The organism is Alphaproteobacteria bacterium (assembly GCA_016699305.1).
Classification (GTDB): domain Bacteria; phylum Pseudomonadota; class Alphaproteobacteria.
In genome coordinates this window covers 244,743-265,678 of record CP064970.1, presented here as the reverse complement: position 1 = coordinate 265,678, position 20,936 = coordinate 244,743, and the positions used below count along the sequence as shown (strand labels likewise).

Below are 20,936 nucleotides of genomic sequence, written 5' to 3'. Positions count from 1 at the left end.
TTGAAAGAGGATCACATGACGGAGACGGATATGCCCACGCATAGAGAGATCAAAGACCCGGAAACCATTCGGCAAATTTTCGAGTGGCAACTTGAGACGTTCCGTTCTGCGATAACGTCGGGCCAGAACGCCGTTAAATCGGCCTTTTTGCTCAATGGCGGCGCGGCGGTGGCCCTGTTGGCCTTCCTCGGCCAGAAAGGCGCATCCCCTGCCGTGGTCGATGCGTTGCTGCCCTTCGCCTGGGGCGTGTTTCTGGCCGCTTTCACATCGGGCACGATCTATGCGACGCAATATCTGAATGCCAATTTGGCGTTCGACAAGCATCTCCCACAGGATCAAAAGACGGCATGCATTAAACTACTCATTGGAAAAATCTGTAATATCCTCTCCGTGATATTGTGCTTGGCCAGCTATGTCGTCTTCATGCTGGGCGTTTATGCCGTTCATTGCGCCTTAGATGGTTAGCCCCTCAACTCCTGGCACAGACGTAAGGTCAAATCCGCGCGGTTGAGGGTATAAATATGGAATTGGCGTATGCCCAGTTTCATCAGGGCGCGCGCCTGTTCCAAACAAACTTGCAGCGCGACTTCCTGACGCCGGGTTGGGTCGTCGTCCAAGCCTTCGAATCTCTGCGCCAGATAGGGCGGGATGCTGGCCCCGCATTGCGCGGCGAATTGGCGCGTGCGGGCAAAGTGAGTGATGGGCAAAAGGCCGGGGATGATGGGCGCGGTGATCCCGATTTTCGCGGCGCGTTCCAAGAACGCCTCGAACACGGACGGATCAAAGAAGAATTGCGTCAATGCCCGATTGGCCCCCGCCTCGAATTTACGTTTCAGGTTGTCCAGGTCTTGTTCGGGACTGACGGCCTCGGGATGCGTTTCGGGATAGGCGGCAACGCTAAAGTCAAAAGGAACCAGCCGCGACAGCCCCGCCACCAGATCCACCGCATAGGCATAGCCGTCCGGATGCGGTGTATAGACACGCCCAGGACTGTCTGGCGGCATTTTATTGAAATCCGGAGGATCGCCACGCAAAGCCACAATATGCCGGATGCCCGCTTGCCAATATTCGTCCGCTACAGCGTGAATCTGCGCCTTAGTCGCCCCCACGCAGGTTAAATGCGCCGCCACCGGCACACCTGTTTCTGCTTGCAGAGTCTCGACCGTCGCGCGGGTTCGTGTGCGCGTACCGCCGCCTGCCCCATAGGTCACGGATAAGAATTCTGGTTCCAGCACCGCCAATCGCTTGGCCACATGACGCAACTCGACCTCGGCCGCCTCATCCTTGGGCGGAAAGAACTCAAAGCTAAAGCGCAGCGCAGGGGCTGGAGCGGCGGATGCGGTCGTCATGCCCCCAGCTTAACGCCCTACGCTGTAAGGGCAAGTGTCACAAACTCAGTGATAAGACGGGGTATGGCACAGACGCGCCGAAACGCTACCCGGACGGTGAGCGTCCTGCAAGGCGTTGCGCAAATCGACATCGCTCAACTTGGACGTATCCACGCTGGCATCATGCACGGCATGAAAACGTTCCTCGTTGCTGGCGGCCAGTCCAAGGAGCAGGCGGCGTTGCTCCGCGCTCATAGGATGCATGGCGCAGTGTGACTGAACCGTACGGCTTACCTTCAACACAAGACCCGACATCTCACCCAGCATCACAGGATCACGCAGGACTTGAAGTTCCGCTTTGATGGCGTTGGGAACACGCGCGATATTCGCGATCGCATTTGCTTCGGGCGATCGGCGCGCGTTACTCGGCTTGTTCATGTTCATCCTCCGTCAGGGACAGGATCAGCGCCTGAGCGCTGCGCCAAGGAACGAAATCGGCGTTGGTGGTAAGGTCGCTGTCTTGATCGGCCTTCAGCGACATGATCTTGCGTTCAGGAGGCACAAAGCGTGCTTCGTAGACTTCACGCATTTGCGCAATCATGGGCGCAATCTGCTCGGCCAGTTCACGCGGACACAAATTCAGCAGTGATTCGTAATCGTTGATCAGTGTGCCCAGATGATCTTCCATCTCCTTGGAAACCGCCCGCTCGATGCGCAGATCGCGGTAATCCTCGATCATGCCGTGCAAGGTGGCCTTGATCAGCGGCCAGTGGTCGCCATCGGCGCCCATTTCCTGCCCCGCCAGAATCACGGCATTGCATGCAGCCTGCACAAGCGCTTGTTCTTCCTCTTCATTCAAGTCCTGGATCATGGTCCTTCCCCCAGATTTTCTATGAAAATAATGATATTGTTTCATAGACTTACATCGGGACATCCGATAGTACCTTTTCTAACACAGTGACTTTAAAAAGCGTTTAAATAACGGAACAATTTTATCTATCACTCTATTCCATGGAAAAAGAGCATGGGGATTCCGTGCGTTATGGGGAGAGACGTCTTAGGCACTGTTCACAAAATTGAGGAAGCGGCAAAGCCGCCGCGTGAATGGTGGGTACGCGCACAAGAATCTCTCCCTCCACGGGAGTCACCCTCGTGGAAACGAGGGTCCATCACCTGCCCTGGCCGGTGGGGCTGGGTTCCAGAAAAGAATCTGCGATTCAGCAGCGGTGTGAACAGCACCCTATGCCCAGGCGCGTTCCAAGGCTCCCAGGACTTTGGCGGCGCGGGTCATGTCTTCGGCGGAAATGCCGGCGGGGGTCATGGTGACCGCCTGACGCTCCATCAATGCCTGCAAGCGCGAACGCAAGGTGGTGCCCTTGTCGGAGGCGCGCACCCGCACCGAACGCTTGTCATGCGGCGAAGGCTCACGCAGCAGATAGCCGTTTTCCACCATCTTTTCGACGCTATACGAGACATTGGTGCCCTGATAATAGCCGCGCGTGGTCAGATCGCCCACGGTCAGCACTTCATCGCCCAGATTGTACAGGATCAAGGCCTGCACATTGGTGATGTCCTCAATCCCCAGACGCGACAGCTCGGCCTTTAAAAGATCTAAAAAGCGCCGGTGCAGGCGTTCGATCAGCAGGACAAGATCGTAATAAGGCGGGTGCTGCATGACGGATTTCTCCTCGAATCAACCAGAGTTGCCCAAAGGATCGCCTGTATCTACGCCACAGACAAGATGCCATGACGTTTGCGCCCAGCGGACAACTTGACTTGCCCTTGGCCGTCCAAATCGGCCTTGACGATCTGACGCCCCTCATCCGCAACGGCCTGGCCACCCAGATAGGCTCCGCCGCCCGACACCAAGCGCCGAGCCTCGCCCTTGGATGCGCACAAACCCAGGCGAACCAGGGCTTCCACCAAGGCCAAGCCATCGCCAAACTCGGCCGCGCTTAGGGCCAAACGGGGCAAATCCTCGCCTGCCCCGCCCTGTTCGAAGGTCTGACGCGCCGTCTCGGCCGCCGCCTGTGCGGCTTCCTGGCCGTGGCACATGGTGGTGGCCTCACGCGCCAGAATCTTCTTGGCCTCGTTAATCTCGGCCCCGCCCAGCGCCTCAAGCCGCGCGATCTCGTCCAAAGGCAGATCGGTGAACAATCGCAAAAAGCGTCCCACATCGCGATCGTCCACATTGCGCCAAAACTGCCAGTAATCGTAAGGGGCCAAACGATCCGCGCGCAGCCATACCGCGCCTTGGGCCGTTTTGCCCATTTTTACGCCGTCGGCGGTGGTTACCAGCGGGGTGGTGGTGGCGAACAGCTCCACATCGTGCAGCTTGCGGGCCAGCTCGATTCCGCATACGGCATTGGCCCATTGATCGGCTCCGCATAACTGCAACTCGCAGCCCATTTCTTTCCATAAATGAGCGAAGTCATAGGCTTGCAGCAAGGAATAGCCCATTTCCAGAATGCTCATGGGTTGTTCCGCCTCAAGGCGACGGCGGATGAAATCGAAGGTTATCAGGCGGTTTAAGGTGAAATGCCGCCCGATGCGCGTCAGAAAGTCCAAGTGATGCAGCCCCAACAGCCAATCGGCATTGTCCACGATGACGGCACCGGTGGGCGAGTCGTCAAAGCGCAAGAACTGGCCAAAAATGCCGCGCAGTCCGCTGATGTTCTGCGCCAGTCTTTCCTCGGTCAGCATGGGACGCATGGCGTTTTTATCGGACGGATCGCCCACGCGCGCCGTGGCACCGCCCAGCAGCAAAATGGGCTTGCCCCCCGCTTGTTGCAGCCGCCGCAGCTGCATGATCTGCACCAGATTGCCCACATGGAACGAGTCGCCCGTGGGATCAAAGCCGCAATAAGCCGTGATCGGCCCCTTTTCCAGACGCGCGTCCAGCCCTTCAAGGTTGGTGGCCTGGTGCAGATAGCCGCGTTGTTCCAGGATGCGAAGGAAATCGGATCGACAGGTCATCTTCTTGCCATGAGTTTGTGGGAAAACTGGGAATATCTTGGCAGCGAAGCCTAAGACAGGCAAGATAGATCGTATGACACAGTCCCACGCATATTCCCTTCTCCTCGACGCCAGTTTGCGTCCGGAAGAAGCGCGGCTGTTGCGCGAGGCCTTGGCGGAGATCGCCATGCGCGAGAATGGCTCTGTACAGTCTTTGATCGAAAGAGTCGCCGCAGGCTGTGCGCCAGATCAGGATTTGGTAGTCGCGCTTCGAAATCACGCCCTGGCCTATTATCGCCAAGCGACGCCGAGCATGCCTTTGGACGGCGGATTTAATGATGGAAACGGCGCGAATAGCGCATGTGTGAACACCGCGCTGCGCGCGCTGGAACTGATGGAACCAACAGAGTCGCCCTGACTTCAACTCGACCACGGGAAGGATCGAACCATGTCTCAACGTAAGATGCCTGTGCTTCTTCTGTCCGCGATGCTGCTGGCAGCCGCCCCTATGACGGGCCATGCCGAAGTGATCGTGGCGGACAAGCAAGACGATCAGATCACCTTGCCGATTTCCGTCGAGGGCTGGGTGGTCAGCAAGACCGCGCGGGTGATGGTGAATGTCAGCATGGCCGTCGAAGGCGGCAAGGCGGGTTCCGCGCGCGATGCGATGAGCAAGGCCGTGCAAGGCTTGGCTCAGGGCGAATGGCGTCCAGTGGGCTTTAGCCGGTCGCAGGACAACACCGGTCTTGAACGCTGGGATGTTCAATACGAGACTCGCCTTCAAGAAAGCGTTTTGGGAGGCATTCATGATCGCGCCAAATCGGCCAGCAAAGCGGGAATGCAGATTTCCGTCGGCGGCATCGACTTCTCACCCACATTGGAGGAAATGGAGGCCACCAAGCTGGAGTTGCGCCGCAAGCTTTACGCCCGCGCTCAGCAGGAATTGGAGGCCGCCAACGCCAGCCTGCCAGGCCGTTCTTATCGCATCGCCGAGATGGGCTTTGAGGGCCTATCGGGCGGCGCGATGATGGCACGCGGCGCACGCGCCATGATGATGAAGTCCATGAGTGCTTCCGATGAAAGCGCGCCGATGATGGCGGCCGCACCTGCACCATCAGGATCGGACATGTCCACCTCGCAGCGTTTGACCATGAGCGCCAATCTGGTGCTTAAGGCTGTTCCGCCTGCCGCCACACGTTAAAGATCGAAGATAAGGTAGCGTATCGTGACAGAACAGACACAGCCGGTTGGCCTGGCAGGTCCCGCTTTTCCGCCTATGAACGGTGGGCCGCCACGTCAACTGGTGGTTCTGTTGCACGGCCTGGGGGATACAGGGGAAGGGTTGATCGGTCTTGCGCACCCATTCCGCCCCCTTTTTCCTGATGCCGAATTCATCGCTCCCGACGCGCCCTGGCCGCATGACATGCTGCCCTTCGGGCGGCAATGGTTCAGTCTGCGCCGGATGGACCCCGCCTTTATCCTCGACGGTGTGCAAAAGGCCGCGCCGATCCTGGATGCTTTTCTGGACCAAGCCTTGTCGGAAAGAGGGCTAACAGACAAAGACCTCATCCTTATCGGTTTTTCCCAAGGCACGATGATGTCGCTGTATGTCGGCCCACGCCGCGCATCGGCTTGCGCGGCGATTATCGGATTCTCGGGCATGTTGGTGGGGCCGGAATTGATGGCAGACGCCGTCGCGTCGCGTCCGCCTGTGCTGTTGGTCCATGGCGCGGATGACGAAGTCCTAACGGCGGATGCCAGCCGTGTCGCGGCAAAGGTGCTGGAGGCCAACGGCTTTCAAACGGAATTGGTTATCTGTCCCAACCTGCCGCACAGTATCGACAATCTGGGCGTCGAGTCCGCCGCAAGATTTCTACAGGCTGTGTTCAAGCAAGCGAATTAGGGGCCGCCAGACGCTTTCTTGTCAAAGAAGATAGCCGAAGAGATGCTTTTGGCGCATGCCGACAGCCGTTTAACGCAGCGCGTTTACCAAGGTAATCCGGAGATGACTAACCCGCTTAGGTAGGTTTTTAGTAGCACAAATGGGCTTGAATGGCCGCAACCATTCGGTCTGAATTCGATATAACATAAGGAAATTGGTGCGCCCGAAGAGATTCGAACTCCTAGCCTTCTGATCCGTAGTCAGATGCTCTATCCAATTGAGCTACGGGCGCTTGGTTTTGGCGGAAGCCTTCGGCATCAACAGCATGCTGTGTGCGGTGGGTTCCCGCTTGGAACGTTGGTCACCTTAATGGAAACACTTACAGGACGCAACAGGGTTTATAGATGCTCGGCGCGTCTGTCAGAGCTGGCAAAAAACGCCTAATCCTCGGGCAAATAGCGGTCCTCGGCCAAGTCCGAGAAACGGGTGAAAGCCCCTTCGAAATGCAGGCGTACCGTGCCGATGGGGCCGTGACGCTGCTTGGCCACAATGACCTCGGCAATGTTGTGTACGGCATCGCCCCGCACCTGCCAGTTTTGATGACGCTTTTCGTAATGCTCGACCGTCTCGTTCGCGCCTTGGGTCGGCTGGGCGCGTTCATGGTAATATTCCTCGCGGAACACGAACATCACCACATCGGCGTCTTGCTCGATCGAGCCGGATTCACGCAGATCCGACAGTTGTGGGCGCTTGTCGTCGCGGGCTTCGGTGGCGCGCGATAACTGCGACAAAGCCAGCACCGGCACATTCAATTCCTTGGCGATGGATTTCAGGCCGCGCGTGATCTCGGATAATTCCTGCACGCGGTTTTCTTCGCGCCGTCCTCCTGGACCGCGCATCAGCTGAAGATAATCGACGACGATCATTCCCAGCCCCGATGTGCGCTTTAGACGACGCGCCCGGGTGCGCAAAGCGGCCACCGATATTGATGGTGTGTCGTCGATATAAAACGGCACGCGGCGCAGCATCTTGGACTGCTCAGTAAAGGTGACAAAGTCCTCGCTCTTCACTTCGCCCCGGCGGATCTTGTGCGAGGGCACGCGGCATACATCGGCCAGAATACGGGTCGCCAACTGGCTGGTGGACATTTCCAGCGAGAAGAAGGCCACAGGGGCACCTTCCATGCCGCCTTTTTCGTAGAAACGTCGCGCCGCCACGAACCCCATATTGGTGGCAAGCGCGGTCTTACCCATCGAAGGGCGTCCGGCCAGGATCACCAAATCCGAGCTATGCAAACCGCCCAACAAACGGTCCAGCTCACGCAGGCCTGTGGTCACGCCGGTGATATGGGAGTCGCGCTTATGCGCCGCCTCGGCCAGCGAGATGGACTCAGGGATAGCGATATCCAACGATACAGGCCCACCTTGCGTCTCGCCGGTGCTGGCCAGGGTGTAAAGTTTGTGTTCCTTGTCCTCGATCAAATCGGTGGCTGGACGGTTGATATCGGGATGGCAAGATTCCTCGAGCATCTCTTCCCCGATGGCGGCCAATTCGCGCCGCAGGAAAAGATCATAGATCATCTTGCCGTAATCTGCGGCATTGGCCACCGCCACCACCCCCGCCTCTAGGCGGCTGAGATAGGCGGCGCCGCCCACATTGACCAATTCCGGCTCGCGCTCGAAAAACGGCCGCAGAGTGATGGCATCGGCGCGTTGGCCGCGATCGACCAACGTGACAATGTGATGATAGATGCGCCCGTGAATGGGGTCGTAGAAATGCTCTGGCCGCAAAAATTCGGCCACGCGCTCATAGGCGCGGTTATCGAACATCAACGCCCCCAAAAGGCCCTGCTCGGCCTCGGTATTATGGGGCAGCATGCGCGGCGTCCCCGGCTCGGTGGGAGGGACGGTCGGTAGAAAGGTTAGAATGTTGCTCTCGCTCATCCTGCTAGTTTGTCCGGATCCTGGCGCAGGGACCAGTTTTTCCGCCCTGTGAATAACGGGGATAACGGGGGTAGATGCATTTACAGGCGCGGTTCGTCGCGCAGCATCGAATCTGAACGGGTCAACAGGCGATCCAGGCTGGCCAATGTGCGGCTGAGGTCATGGGTGTCATCTTGCATCCATACGCGAAAAGCCAGGACCCATATCCCCGACAAGATCAACGCCACACGCTTCATGTGGCATGGATTGGCACCGGCCCGCGCGGCACATGCCATCCACATCAGAGAACGGCACATCTGCCTTCCGCTGGCAGCCATCTCATCCGCCGATTCCACCGGGTTCTTACGCCAGCACTCCGCCACTTCACGTAGCCCCGGACGATAGGGCCGCAAGGCCTCGAAACGCGAGATCAATATCTCAAGCAAGCGGTCCTTAAGCAAATCCTGAGCGCCAAAAAGAATGTCCTGACTTAAAACCTGGGCATCCACCAAGCGCGCCAATCCCACCAATAAACTGCCACGATCGGGGTATAAGGCGCGAATACTGGCTGCATCAATCCCTGATGCTTCGGCAAGACGCTCGGCACTGACCTCGCGCCAGCCCACTTCAACAGCCAGTTTCATGGCAAGACCCGGGATCATTCGCAGACTAACGGCGTTCTCGGCCTCCACGACTTGCGACATGGCGGCGCGCCGGGAGGGGGTATGACCGCCCAGTTGACGCATCACCCCCTTCTTTCGTGGAATATCATTTTTCCGCACAGCGTTCATGATGGGCCTCTCGTTAACGATCGTTATCCAAGGAGGGTTGGATGCAGGCCTCGGTTTCACGGAACAACTCTGATGCTCCGAACGACAGTTTACGCCATGAGATTTGCCTTGTCGCGGTGGATTTAAGCTATCTGGCCCATGATTTACGCATGGCAGCCCTAGCCCCAGAATCCGCCGCCAAGAACCTGGAACGCATAAGTAGGCGCTTGTTAAATATAACAAAAACTAGACACATACCCGAAGCGGGTAGGTAGAAAAGGACTGCATTTTTCGAAGGTTGAGTTTGCCGGCGCGTGATCCTCTGGCCGCCAAGGGAAGCGAACAGGTGCATGCGCGTTATCCATCACATCCAGGCTCAACAACAATCAGGAATTGCAAAACCACTTAAGAGAAATGGGTAAATCCATGGACCATAAAAAACCCCGGTTCATAGTCTAAACGATGGGAAATCAGCTCAATGAGTGACCACGAAGCAATCCGTGCCTTGCTCATTCAGCTTGTTGCACATGGAAAATGCCTTCTTGCTGTTGGATATCCCCATCAGCTGCAAACGGTAAAAGCGGCGGTTGGGCGCATCGTGCTCGTAAGGAGACACAATCTCTAGCGAGAATTCCGTCCAGTCGCTCTGATGTTTGGCCATCAGACGGTCGCGCTCTTTTTCCAGGGCCTCGCGTTTCTTAAGGGCCGCCAATTGGATGCGCGGCTCTTGTGTGGTGGATTCAGGTGATGGCGAGGCAGACTGCGCGGCTGTAGCTATATCTTCCTGGGCGGCCAGTGCCTCGACGGGGATGGGTTTAGAATTGAAGGATACATCAGGCAAGGGGTCGGGTGTGGGAACCAAGACTTGCGCTTCAGCCAGGACCTTGGCTACCACGCGGGCGGCAATCTCATCGGATTCACTGGCGGTGGATTCCGAGGGGGCGGGCGACGACACGCGCATCATGGACTCATTCACCGCGCGGTTCAGTTCGTCGGCGCTGCTGGGGGCAGAGGATGATTCATGGACCTGGGGGGCGGCAATAGGCGTAGGGACCGGGGCTGGCTCGGTTACCGGCGGGGGCAAAGCCACAGTCACAGGCTCGACTGCGGCGGGCACCGCGGCATCCGGAACTGGCGGTACGGACACACTCTCCGCTTCGGGCACACGTGTCGTCACGGGTGCAGGGGCAGATTCGACAGGAAGTGTCGCCGCAGGACTGTCTGCCGCTGCCACCGTCACCGCTTGGCTAACCGGTTTGGTCTCGACTCCTTGTCCCTTGTCCAGGGACAAGGTGGATAGAGGGTTCACGCGGCCATCGCGCGCGGCGCGGTATAGAGCCATATTTTGCTTGACGCTGTCGGCGTCCAGGTCGTTGGACGCCCATTCCCGCGCCTTGGCGTCTTGTCCGGCCAGGCCATAGGCCAGGGCCAGATTCTGCCGATACCGAGCAGGAGCCGAGGGGCTGGCGGCGATTGGTGCTAACAACGCGATGGCCTCTTCGGGCGCGCCATCCAGAATCAAGGACAGAGCCAGATTATTAGCGGTCGATGTTTGCCCCGGCGACAGGGCCAGGGCTTGGCGATAGCGTTCTTGTGCTTGGGTATGCTGGCCTTGCATATCCAAGGCCACGGCCAATCCGTTCAATCCGCGCACGTCTTGGGGATGCGCCGCCACCAGGCCTTCGAAAATCGTTTGCGCCATATTGGCGCGGCCCAGGGCGATCAAGGCGCGGCCATAGCCGTCTTGGGCGCGGACATCTTGCGGTGCCAAAGCCAGGGCGCGGCCATAGGCTTCGACCGCCGCCGCAGGCTCATGCTGCGCCAAGAGGGAATCACCCAGCAGCAACAGCGGTTCCAGTTTCTTGGGTTCCTCGATATGTGCCTTGTCGGCGAACATGGCCACCATGCTGGTATTGCCATCGGCGGCGGCACGGCGCGCCATGCGCAGACTGCTGCCACGCAGGCCCGGATCATCCCCGTTGCTGCTTGTGCTCTCACATGCGGTCAGAAAAAAGCTGCTGGCCACCAACATCGCCACCAAAGCGGCGGTTTGTGGTCGTGCCCACGGAATTGTCTTGCGCGAGGATCGCATGAATCATCCCTCCCATTCGGGTGTCTTCCGAACCCTGAGGGATGATTGGTTAAAGATTGGTATGGAAGCACTAACCCTTTCATATAAAAGGCGGGAGTCATTTTATGACTCCCGCCTTTTCGGTCTTTTCCTTACGACTTCTTCGCGCGTTCAATGGCCTCTGTGATCAGTGTCATCGCTTCTTCGGGGCCGACCCAGCCGGTCACTTTGACCCATTTGCCTTTTTCGAGGTCTTTGTAATGCTCGAAGAAATGGGTGATCGTTGCGCGGGTAATTTCGGGGACATCTTCATAGGATTTGATCCCGGAAAAAGACGGATGCAGCTTGTCCACAGGCACGGCCAGGATCTTTTCATCGACGCCGGATTCGTCCTCCATCTTCAACGCGCCGATGGGGCGGCACTTGATGACGCAGCCATGCACAAGAGGCTGAGGGGTCAGCACCAACACGTCGCACGGATCGCCATCGCCCGAAAGCGTGCTGGGGATAAAGCCGTAAGCCGCCGGATAGACCATTGAAGTGGATAGAAACCGGTCCACAAACAACGCGCCGCTTTCCTTATCCATCTCGTATTTAACCGGCGCGCTGCCGCCGGGCACTTCGATCACGACATGGACGCTATGGGGCGGGTTGGGACCGGGGGAAAGCTTGCTGATATCCATTTTTGGGGTCTCCTGACACGTGATGAAAGGGGTGACGTAGGCCACTGATTAGCCGATCTTGCCCCTGGCGTCTATGCCATCATTGCGGCTTGGTCTTGTGTATGCTACGAGCTTTCAACCAAGCGGGCGTGGCGAAATTGGCAGACGCGCTGGATTTAGGTTCCAGTGACCGAAAGGTCTTGGGGGTTCAACTCCCCCCGCCCGCACGTTGAACGAAGTAACACCTTACGATCAAAGGGAAAAGGCAGAAACATCATGCATGTCGAGGAACTGGAGACCAAGGGTCTTGTGCGGCGTATCCATGTGGTTTTCGAAGCGTCGGAGATCACGGCTGAGCTGGAAAAGCGTCTGGGCGACCTGTCGCATCAGGTCAACTTGCCTGGCTTTCGCCCCGGCAAGGCACCCATGAGCATGATGCGTTCGCGCTATGGCAAGCCGGTGATGCAGGACATCTTGCAAGATAAACTGGTGCAAGGCAGCCAAGAAGCCCTCGGCAAAAAGGGCTTGCGCGCCGCCACCCAGCCCCGCACCAAGGTCGCCGTCTTCGACGAGACCAAGGGCCTGGACTTTGAAATGGAGGTCGAGGTTATTCCGTCGATCGAACCGATCGATTTCCGCACCTTGTCTTTCGAGCGCATGATGGCCGAGATTGACGAGGCCGAGGTGGATACGGCTTTGGCCGAGCTGGCCCGACGCCAACGCGCCAGCGAGCCGGTGATAGAGCCGCGCCCTGCTGTCAAAGGCGATATCGTGGTTATCGATTTTCATGGCTCGGTGGACGGCGTGGCGCGTGAAGACATGCACGCGCATGATTTCCAGCTTGAACTGGGGTCGCACTCCTTCGTGGACACGTTCGAGGATCAATTGGTGGGCAGCCAGCCGGGCGACAAGCGCCAGGTGCGCGTGACCTTCCCGCAGGATTACCGCGAGCGCAGCTTGGCGGGCAAACCTGCCGATTTCGATGTGGAGATCAAGGAACTGCGTCAACCGCATGTCAAACCCGTTGACGATGCCTTGGCCCAGGAATACGGCATGGAGAACCTGGAAGCGCTGCGCCAACGTCTGCGCGAGAGGATCAGTGAGAATTATAAGATCGCCGCGCGGCAAAAGCTGAAAGTCGCCTTGTTCGACAAACTGGCGACCGAGCATCATTTCGAACTGCCTCCCACGATGGTGGAACGCGAGGCCGAGTCGATCTGGCAGGATTGGAAGCGGCGCAGCGAAAAGGGCCAGGTTTCCCCCGAGGATGCCGGGAAGAGCGAAGAAACGCTTCGTGCCGAATTCCGCACTCTGGGCGAACGCCGCGTGCGTTTGGGGCTGTTGCTGGATGAAGTGGGCCAGCGCCACAAGATTCATGTGGGCGAGCACGAGTTTAACAGTGCCTTGATGCGCGAGGCGGGCTATTTCCCCGGCGGCGTGCCTCAGGCGGTGCAGTTCTATCGGGAACATCCGCAATTGGCCGATCAGATGATCCGTGCGCCCCTATACGAGGAAAAGGTGGTGGATTTCATTCTGTCTCTGGCGACTATTACGGACAAGAAAGTTCCTGTCTCGGAATTGCTTCAAGAGGACGAATCAGGCGATGATGGGCATGTCCATACCCACGCGCATGGCCACAGCCACGATCATGACCATGATCACGGCCATGACCACGCCCACGGTCACGAACATTAAGCCTTTGGAAGGAACGCTCGCATGACTTTTTTGCCCAATACCGCATCTTTGGCAGGTCTCGACAGCGACGCTCGGCATGAGATCGAGCGCGCCAATTACCTGGTTCCGATGGTGGTGGAGCAGACCAGTCGCGGCGAGCGTTCCTATGACATCTATTCCCGCCTGCTGAAGGAACGCATCATTTTCCTGACCGGCCAGGTCGAAGACCATATGGCCAGTTTGATCTGTGCGCAGTTGCTGTTCCTGGAGGCCGAGAATCCGAATAAGGACATCTCGATCTATATCAACTCGCCCGGCGGCGTGGTCACGGCGGGGTTGGCCATCTATGACACGATGCAGTATATCCGCCCGCAGGTATCCACCTTGTGCATCGGTCAGGCGGCGTCCATGGGCGCGTTGCTGTTGGCGGCTGGCGCGGAAAAGCGGCGCTATACCCTGCCCAATAGCCGGATCATGATCCATCAGCCCTCGGGCGGTGCCCAAGGCCAGGCGACGGATATCGAGATTCAAGCGCGTGAGATTCTAAAACTGCGCCAGCGGCTCAATGAAATCCTCGTCAAGCATACCGGCCAGAAATTGGACGTGATTGAAAGTGCTGTTGAGCGCGATAAATTCATGTCAGCTGAAGAAGCGCGCGCTTATGGCTTGGTGGACGAAGTGGTCACCGAACGTCCCGCTTCGGATGATAGCAAGGCCTGAATGCTGTAAACGCAAGCAGGATTTTTCAGATTGGCGGCTTCTTCTTTTTTGTGAGAGACGTCGGGCTGACTTCTATCGGACCTTTGGGAACTATGCTGGCCGCGGTTTGTGAGACCGTAGCTAACAGGCGTGTAACATGTCGAAGATATGATGGCCGTAATCCATACCACTAAACACGTTTTATAAGCGCTCGTGTGTTTGTATTGCATCTATCCCCAACATCCTGTATGGGTAGTCCTGAGTTTAGAAATACTCTTGCTTGTGCATGGTGCCGATGCCATCGGCGCGGCCTTTTTTAGGAAAGGCGCGAAACGAGATCCCTTATGGGATGCCTTTTTTCCTTTCACGCCGTTTAAGAGATTTCGTCGAAGGCTTCGCGGCCCAAGAGAAACTCAACGACAACAACTGGAACAACGCGCTTGCGGGGCGCGCGGCATGATGCCGTGCGTCTGCCCTGGGCGCGGATAGGCAACCTTATAAGGAAACGACATGGCTGATGATTTCAATGGATTCGGACTCCCCGCAAAACTGATGCAGGCTTTGGGACGGTTGGAGTTTCTGACCCCCACGCCCATTCAAGAGCAAACCATCCCTCTGGCCCTGTCCGGACGCGACGTTTTGGGCTCCGCCCAAACGGGTACGGGCAAGACCTTAGCTTTTGGCATTCCGCTGATCGTCAAACTGATGGAAGACCCCACGGCCAGCGCCCTTGTCATGACTCCCACGCGCGAACTGGCCGGACAGGTGATGTTGGCTTTGCAGCAACTGATTCCTGTCTCGAATATCAAGACGGCTCTTCTGATCGGCGGCGACGCGATGCCGCGCCAGTTCAATCAGCTGCAACAAAAGCCCCGCTTGATCGTCGGCACGCCCGGACGCATCACCGATCATCTGGATCGCGGCAGCCTGAAGCTGGACACCGTTCGATTCCTGGTTCTGGACGAAACGGATCGTATGCTCGATATGGGATTTGGCGTTCAGATCGACAAGATCTTGCGCTATATGACCGCCGAACGTCAGACGCTGTTGTTCTCGGCCACCATGCCCGCGAAGATCATCAAGATCGCGGACAAATACACCAAGAACCCGGTTCGCGTCGCGGTCGGATTGTCCCATGCGCCCGTTGCCAAGATCAAGCAGGACAATATCCACACCAGCGATATCGACAAATACGCTCAGTTGCTTGAACAGCTTCAGCAGCGCCAAGGCTCGATCATCATTTTCGTGAAGACAAAATACGGTGCCGACAAACTGGCAACCAGGCTGAACAAGTCCGATCATCGTTCGGACGCCATCCACGGCAATCTGCAACAGCGCAGCCGCGACCGTGTGATCCAAAGCTTCCGCGATAAGAAATACCGCATCCTCGTGGCGACCGATATCGCGGCCAGAGGTCTGGACATCCCGCATATCGAGCACGTCATCAACTATGACATGCCGCAAGTGCCCGAGGATTACATCCACCGCATCGGCCGCACGGCGCGCGCCGGAGCGGAAGGCTCTGCCGTCAACTTCCTGACCCCCGCCGACGGCACGAAATGGAAAGCCATTCACCGCCTGCTGAACGGCCACGAAGAGTCCGCCCATAAGGGCGCGCCAAAGAGCGGAAATCCTTCTGCCAACCAAGCCCGCCGCAAGACCTTTTGGAAAAACAAAACAGCCGGCGGCGGCCAAAGGCACAGGGGAAGCTATGCGGCATAAGATGCCAAGATCATAGATCGCGCATAGGTCGCCATATATAGGTGGCCTGCGCTACTCTCGGGCGTATCCTCATGATCTGGTGAGGATACGCCCGAGAGAGTGTCATTGTCCCAGCCTGCCTTTTTTCTGAGACGGCGCATGGATTCTCGGCCCTGTTTGGTGATTTGCAGGAAGTTAAGGGCAATGGGATGAATGGTGGCGACGGCAAGTGGGGCGTTATCTTTGTGGATTCGACAGGCATCTTCCCCAAAGATCATGAGGCAGCAATTGGCGAACGAGACCGGGGCCGTGATGGGAGGCAGGCTGTATGCGGATTCCTTATCGGATCAAAAAGGCCCCGCGCAGACTTATCAGCACATGTTCCGTCACAATGTGGCGATCTTGGTCAAAGCCATGCAAGCGAACCCATAACCGAGACATCCTGACGCCGCCGTTCAATCGAACAAAAAGATGCGCCGTTGACATGCACGAGCGTCAAACGGAGGCGTGTTTGCTGTCTCGATAGATCGGGGGGCTGCTGGGCCGGTCAAATGGCAGAAAGATATCCGCCCAATGGGGAGAGAGCCGTTTACGAAGCGTTGGCGAAGGGCTTGTCCAATGACTACCATGCACTCTACGCGCTTTATTTCAACTCAACTTCATAGCGGCGGATTATCGATCATCGTGAATCCATAAATTATGGCGACATATTGGGAATTAGCGGTAACTCGCGGTTATCATTCCACGCACAGCGACTAGGCCCTCTTTTCTTTTGAACGCCAGGCAATACATCGTCCGCGTTGTACACGCGATATAGCCAGCGATGTTTGCCATGCGGCCAACGGAAGGTTTTTGTCAATTTTTCATCGGGTTTTGTATGAACCTGCATAACACTCTTCCAACCATCCGGTAGTGGATAGGCGTAATAGGGAACGTTCGGTGGCAGGTTTTTTACGCGGATCACATTGATCGGCATACCTTCCATACGTGCCGCATAGCTGCGGTGCATCCCATCACTGATGATATCTATTCCGTTATCCGCCTGCGAATTTTCAATGATTGGTGGCACAACAGGAATCCATTCATCTGGGTATTCATCCGTTCTTATCCATACGCCGCCATCCATGTTGAATATATCGATCTCATGCTGCAGCAATTGTTTCCGAATAGATTTGATTAAATTTACAATGGGTATCTCGACATATGTCTGCGTAGGACACAGCACATTCGGATCAAGAATGGACATCTCGATATCGGCCTGTTTGTAGATTTCAAGGCCATCAAGCCCCAAAACAGGCTCTTCTCCAGCCGACCCTAGCAAGCATGTGCGTCGCAGACGATCTATAAGCTCATTTCGGGCCATGAGTTTGTGGTCGATGATTTTCATATCCGTCCTCGTATCACCTTGAAAGACCGTGCCTAAACGCATCGCCCACCTACGACACTCTGATTAAAAGTCAGATGCTCTACCGGCTGGGATACGGACTCGCCAGAGGCGAATAAACTAGCTGGAAGGCCATGCTCCCCTGAAGGCTAGGGCGGCGTGTATTTTAGCACACCAAGAATGAAAGAATCTCGTATTATTCGACCACGCAAATATGCCGACTGGACAAACCCGCCGTGATTTCAATGTGAATCTTGACCATTTGTTGTCGAAGACATGGTTTTCTATCTTCGTCTTTTCTGTTCCTATTATCCTGCTTGTGATCGCAGCATCCGTGCGGCGAATACCATGATCAAACCCCGAAATACCGCGCCTTGGGGTGATGCACGACCAAGGCCGAGGTGCTTTGTTCGGGGTGGAGTTGGTGTTCCTCGGACAAGGTGACGCCCAGGCGCTGGGCCCCCAATAGGCGCAGGATGATCGACTGATCCTCTAATGCGGGACAGGCGGGATAGCCAAAGGAATAACGGCTGCCGTGATAGCCTTGGTTCAAGAGCTTTTCGGTCTCGCGCGCATCCTGATCGGCAAAGCCCAGTTCGCTGCGGATGCGGTGATGGACATGCTCGGCCAGGGCCTCGGTCATTTCCACCGACAGACCGTGCAGATACAGATAATCTTGATAGCGGTTTTGCGTGAACCAATCATGGGCAATGTCGGAGGCGCGCGCGCCCATGGTCACAACTTGCAGGCCCACCACGTCGCGCTGCGACGGGCCTTGTTCGATGTCCTTGAAGAAGTCGGCGATACAATCGCCATCCTCCGTCGTCTGGCGCGGCAGGGTGAAACGTCCGCATTCCGTGATGCCGTCCGGCTCGAACAACACCAGATCGTTGCCTTCTCCCGCGCAGCGCCAATAGCCGTAAAGGGCGGCGGGTTGCAAGATATTCTGTTCCTGGCATTGCGTCATCAGGCGCTGCAAAACCGGGCGCAGTTCACGCCGAGCCCAATCCATATAATCGTCCAGACTGCGGCCTTCCTTGCGATAGCCCCATTGCATCTGAAACAGCATGCGTTCGTTCAACAGAGGCAAAAGCGCCTTGGGAGATACCGACTCGATCATCCGTGCGCCCCAAAAAGGCGGATCGGGAACGGTCACGTCCTGGCCCATCCGCCCGCGCCGCGCCCGCGCCGCCATGCGGTCAGCATCTGAAAGCGTCGCGTGCGGCGTTGCCGCCGCCGGACGGCGACCGCGACCGCGTTGCTGCACCGCGCGCGCCTGGACATAGGAATCGAAATCGCCGCTGCTGATCTTGTCCATCAAGAACAAACCATCAAACGCATCGCCGCCATAGGCCACACGTCCACCCGGATAGGCGCGGGCGCAATCCTCCTCGACAAAGGCGCGGGTCAGGGCCGCGCCGCCCAGCAGAACAGGCACGTTCAGACCCTGGCGGGTCATTTCCTCCAGGTTTTCCTTCATCACCTGGGTGGATTTGACCAATAGACCCGACATGCCGATGGCGTCGGCCTTGTGTTCCTTCAAAGCCTGGATCATCGCGTCCAAAGGTTGCTTGATCCCCAGATTGATCACGCGATAGCCGTTATTGGTCAGGATGATATCCACCAAGTTCTTGCCGATGTCGTGCACATCGCCCTTGACCGTCGCCAGCACCATCGTGCCGCGCGGCTGCGCGTCTTCCTGCCGCTCCATAAAAGGTTCCAGAAAGGACACGGCGGCCTTCATCGTCTCGGCCGATTGCAGCACGAAAGGCAACTGCATCTTCCCGCTGCCAAACAGTTCGCCCACCGTCTTCATGCCGTCCAGCAGCAATGTGTTGACGATATCCAGCGGCTTCCAGGCTTGCATGGCCTGACGCAAATCGTCGTCTAGTCCCTTGCGGTTGCCGTCCACAATGCGCCGCTTCAAGCGTTCCTCGACCGACAAGTCCAAAAAGTCCTGACGCGATTCTTCGCCCAGAGCCGCGCGTCCCTCGAACAGATTCACGAAGACCGAAAGAGGATCAAAGCCCGGCGCGCGGCGGTCAAATATCAACGCCTCGGCAGCTTCGCGTTCGGCGGGCGCGATTTTGTGCAAGGGCAATATCTTGGCGGCATGAATGATCGCCGCCGTCATGCCGCGCCCACGCGCATGGTCCAAGAATACCGAGTTCAATATTTGCCGCGCGGCGGGGTTCAGTCCGAAAGAGACATTCGATAGACCCAGCATGATCTGACATTCCGGCAGAGCCTGCTTGATCAACTCGATGCCCTCCAAGGTCCACAAGGCCAGTTTGCGGTCGTCTTCTTGACCGGTGGCGATGGTGAAGGTCAGCGGATCAATCAGCAAATCGGAAGACGGCAGGCCATATTCGCCGCAGGCCAAATCATGCAGACGCCGGGCGATGGCCAGTTTGCGCTCGGGCGTGCGGGCCATGCCTTGTTCGTCGATGGTCAGAGCGATGACGGCGCAGCCATAACGCCGCGCCAATTCCAAACGCTTGCGCGCGGGGGCCTCGCCATCCTCGAAATTGATCGAATTGATGATGGCCTTGCCGCCATAAAGGGGCAAGGCATGTTCCAAAACCGGCAATTCGGTGGTGTCGATGACCAAAGGCACGGTGACGGCGGTGGCAAAGCGGCGCACCACTTCGGCCATCTCGGCCATCTCGTCGCGCCCGACAAAGGCGGTGCAAATATCCAGGGCATGCGCGCCTTCGGCCACCTGCTGACGCGCCAGGTCAAGGCATCCGTCCCAATCATGCTTTTCTTGCAATTGCCGCCATTGCTTGCTGCCATTGGCGTTGCAGCGTTCGCCGATGGAGAATACGGCGTTTTCCTGCCGCAGGGGCATATGCTGAAAGAGCGATGCGACGGCAGGTTCCCCATGCGGGGAGCGTGACTTGACCAAGGGGCGGCGTTGTCCTGGCTCGGCCCGCGCGCGCAGCATGGCGTCCAACGCGGCGATATGCTCGATATTGGTGCCGCAGCAGCCGCCCAGCATATTCAGGCCGTCTTCGTCCAGGAAGCGGCCCATCCACATCGCCAGATCGGCAGGAGAAAGCGGGTAATGCGCCTTGCCATCCACCAACTCTGGCAAACCGGCATTGGGTTGGCATGAAATCAGACCCGGCCAATTCTGGGCCAACCAGCGCAAATGCTCGGCCATTTCACGCGGCCCCGTGGCGCAATTCAATCCCAGGGAATCAACACGCATCGCCTGCATCACAGTGGCGGCGGCGGCGATATCCGAGCCGGTGAGCATGCTGCCGGTAGTCTCCACCGTCACCTGCACCATCACCGGCACATCGCGCCCATCCGTCTTGATGGCCCGGCGCGCGCCATTGATGGCCGCTTTAATCTGCAACAGGTCTTGGCAGGTTTCGATAAGAATGCCATCGACGCCGCCTTCGACAAGCCCCGTGGCCTGAACGGCAAAGGCGTCTTCCAGCGCGTCATAGGCGATATGCCCTAAACTGGGCAAGCGGGTGCCCGGTCCGATAGATCCCAGAACATAGCGTGGATCGCCATCATGGGCGGCGGCTTCATCCGCCGCCTCACGGGCGATAAGGGCAGCAATGCGGTTGATCTCCGCCGCCCGATCCCCAAGACCAAACTCACCTAAAGTGATGGGAGAACCGCCAAAACTGTTCGTCTCCACCACATCCGCCCCGGCGGTGAAGTATGAGGCATGAACCTCCTTCACCAGATCGGGGCGGGTGATGTTCAATATCTCGGTGCAGTTCTCCTTACCGCCGTAATCCCGCTCCACATCCAGTTTCATGGCCTGGATGCGGCTGCCGAACCCGCCATCGCACAGCAAGACGCGCTGGCGAAGGCCGTTCAACAGGGATGGAGGCGACATAGGGAGCTATTGTCCGAGATATATCA

The 20,936-nt window shown here is 57.6% G+C and carries 19 protein-coding genes and 2 tRNA genes; 9 read left to right on the top strand and 12 right to left on the bottom strand.

Translation table 11 applies throughout. The features are described 5' to 3' along the window. Nucleotides 1-15: 15 nt before the first annotated feature. Nucleotides 16-465 carry a hypothetical protein gene (locus IPI58_01310; GenBank protein ID QQR69350.1) on the top strand — a complete coding sequence of 150 codons (450 nt, stop codon included), beginning with the start codon at nt 16-18 and terminating at the stop codon, nt 463-465. On the opposite strand, the gene metF is transcribed toward IPI58_01310, so the two are convergent. From metF to IPI58_01285, 5 genes are all read right to left on the bottom strand, one after another. Continuing rightward, entirely contained in the window at nt 462-1,349 is an 888-nt protein-coding gene (gene metF, locus IPI58_01305) for a methylenetetrahydrofolate reductase [NAD(P)H] (protein QQR69349.1), read from the bottom strand. The genes IPI58_01310 and metF overlap by 4 nt on opposite strands. Before the next feature lie 45 nt (nt 1,350-1,394). Continuing rightward, entirely contained in the window at nt 1,395-1,766 is a 372-nt protein-coding gene (locus tag IPI58_01300; GenBank protein QQR69348.1) for a hypothetical protein, read from the bottom strand. Then, on the bottom strand, nt 1,750-2,199 hold the full coding sequence (locus IPI58_01295; GenBank protein QQR69347.1) for a hypothetical protein: 450 nt from the start codon (nt 2,197-2,199) through the stop codon (nt 1,750-1,752). The genes IPI58_01300 and IPI58_01295 overlap by 17 nt, the downstream gene beginning before the upstream one ends. 369 nt (nt 2,200-2,568) lie before the next feature. After that, nucleotides 2,569-3,003 (bottom strand): winged helix DNA-binding protein, encoded by a 435-nt coding sequence (locus IPI58_01290; GenBank protein ID QQR69346.1) that lies wholly within the window; start codon nt 3,001-3,003, stop codon nt 2,569-2,571. Nucleotides 3,004-3,053: 50 nt separating this feature from the next. Continuing rightward, a complete protein-coding gene (locus tag IPI58_01285; protein ID QQR69345.1) occupies nt 3,054-4,304 on the bottom strand; it encodes a tyrosine--tRNA ligase in 1,251 nt (416 codons plus the stop codon). 73 nt (nt 4,305-4,377) lie between these two features. Here IPI58_01285 and IPI58_01280 point away from each other — a divergent pair, with 73 nt between their 5' ends. The 3 genes from IPI58_01280 (at nt 4,378) to IPI58_01270 (ending at nt 6,186) form a co-directional block, all read left to right on the top strand. Next, a complete protein-coding gene (locus IPI58_01280) occupies nt 4,378-4,701 on the top strand; it encodes a hypothetical protein (protein QQR69344.1) in 324 nt (107 codons plus the stop codon). A 30-nt stretch (nt 4,702-4,731) separates the two neighbouring features. Further along, nucleotides 4,732-5,484: a hypothetical protein gene (locus IPI58_01275; protein QQR69343.1), complete on the top strand. Its 753-nt coding sequence runs from the start codon at nt 4,732-4,734 to the stop codon at nt 5,482-5,484. Nucleotides 5,485-5,559: 75 nt separating this feature from the next. After that, nucleotides 5,560-6,186: a dienelactone hydrolase family protein gene (locus IPI58_01270; GenBank protein QQR69991.1), complete on the top strand. Its 627-nt coding sequence runs from the start codon at nt 5,560-5,562 to the stop codon at nt 6,184-6,186. Nucleotides 6,187-6,380: 194 nt separating this feature from the next. Here IPI58_01270 and IPI58_01265 read toward each other — a convergent pair. The 5 genes from IPI58_01265 to ppa form a co-directional block, all read right to left on the bottom strand. Further along, nucleotides 6,381-6,457 (bottom strand) — tRNA-Arg (locus IPI58_01265). Between the two features lie 148 nt (nt 6,458-6,605). Next, nucleotides 6,606-8,042, bottom strand: coding sequence for a replicative DNA helicase (locus tag IPI58_01260; protein ID QQR69990.1), 1,437 nt, complete (start codon nt 8,040-8,042; stop codon nt 6,606-6,608). A 146-nt stretch (nt 8,043-8,188) separates the two neighbouring features. Then, nucleotides 8,189-8,878: a hypothetical protein gene (locus IPI58_01255; GenBank protein ID QQR69342.1), complete on the bottom strand. Its 690-nt coding sequence runs from the start codon at nt 8,876-8,878 to the stop codon at nt 8,189-8,191. A gap of 454 nt (nt 8,879-9,332) precedes the next feature. After that, nucleotides 9,333-10,949: a tetratricopeptide repeat protein gene (locus IPI58_01250; protein QQR69341.1), complete on the bottom strand. Its 1,617-nt coding sequence runs from the start codon at nt 10,947-10,949 to the stop codon at nt 9,333-9,335. A 131-nt stretch (nt 10,950-11,080) separates the two neighbouring features. Next, nucleotides 11,081-11,611 carry an inorganic diphosphatase gene (ppa, locus tag IPI58_01245; protein ID QQR69340.1) on the bottom strand — a complete coding sequence of 177 codons (531 nt, stop codon included), beginning with the start codon at nt 11,609-11,611 and terminating at the stop codon, nt 11,081-11,083. Nucleotides 11,612-11,733: 122 nt separating this feature from the next. Between ppa and IPI58_01240 the strand changes: the two genes are divergently transcribed. From IPI58_01240 to IPI58_01220, 5 genes are all read left to right on the top strand, one after another. After that, a tRNA-Leu gene (locus IPI58_01240) sits at nt 11,734-11,817 on the top strand. Between the two features lie 49 nt (nt 11,818-11,866). Beyond that, a complete protein-coding gene (locus tag IPI58_01235) occupies nt 11,867-13,285 on the top strand; it encodes a trigger factor (protein ID QQR69339.1) in 1,419 nt (472 codons plus the stop codon). Between the two features lie 21 nt (nt 13,286-13,306). Beyond that, complete coding sequence (clpP, locus tag IPI58_01230; GenBank protein QQR69338.1) at nt 13,307-13,984, top strand: ATP-dependent Clp endopeptidase proteolytic subunit ClpP; 678 nt, start codon at nt 13,307-13,309, stop codon at nt 13,982-13,984. A 489-nt stretch (nt 13,985-14,473) separates the two neighbouring features. Further along, a complete protein-coding gene (locus tag IPI58_01225) occupies nt 14,474-15,685 on the top strand; it encodes a DEAD/DEAH box helicase (GenBank protein QQR69337.1) in 1,212 nt (403 codons plus the stop codon). 255 nt (nt 15,686-15,940) lie between these two features. Beyond that, nucleotides 15,941-16,096 carry a hypothetical protein gene (locus tag IPI58_01220; GenBank protein QQR69336.1) on the top strand — a complete coding sequence of 52 codons (156 nt, stop codon included), beginning with the start codon at nt 15,941-15,943 and terminating at the stop codon, nt 16,094-16,096. Nucleotides 16,097-16,361: 265 nt separating this feature from the next. Here the strand turns inward: IPI58_01220 and IPI58_01215 are convergent, their stop codons facing one another. Together IPI58_01215 and metH are read right to left on the bottom strand one after the other, a co-directional pair. Continuing rightward, nucleotides 16,362-17,051 carry a hypothetical protein gene (locus IPI58_01215; GenBank protein ID QQR69335.1) on the bottom strand — a complete coding sequence of 230 codons (690 nt, stop codon included), beginning with the start codon at nt 17,049-17,051 and terminating at the stop codon, nt 16,362-16,364. 349 nt (nt 17,052-17,400) lie between these two features. Further along, complete coding sequence (gene metH / locus IPI58_01210; protein QQR69334.1) at nt 17,401-20,910, bottom strand: methionine synthase; 3,510 nt, start codon at nt 20,908-20,910, stop codon at nt 17,401-17,403. Nucleotides 20,911-20,936: the final 26 nt, after the last annotated feature.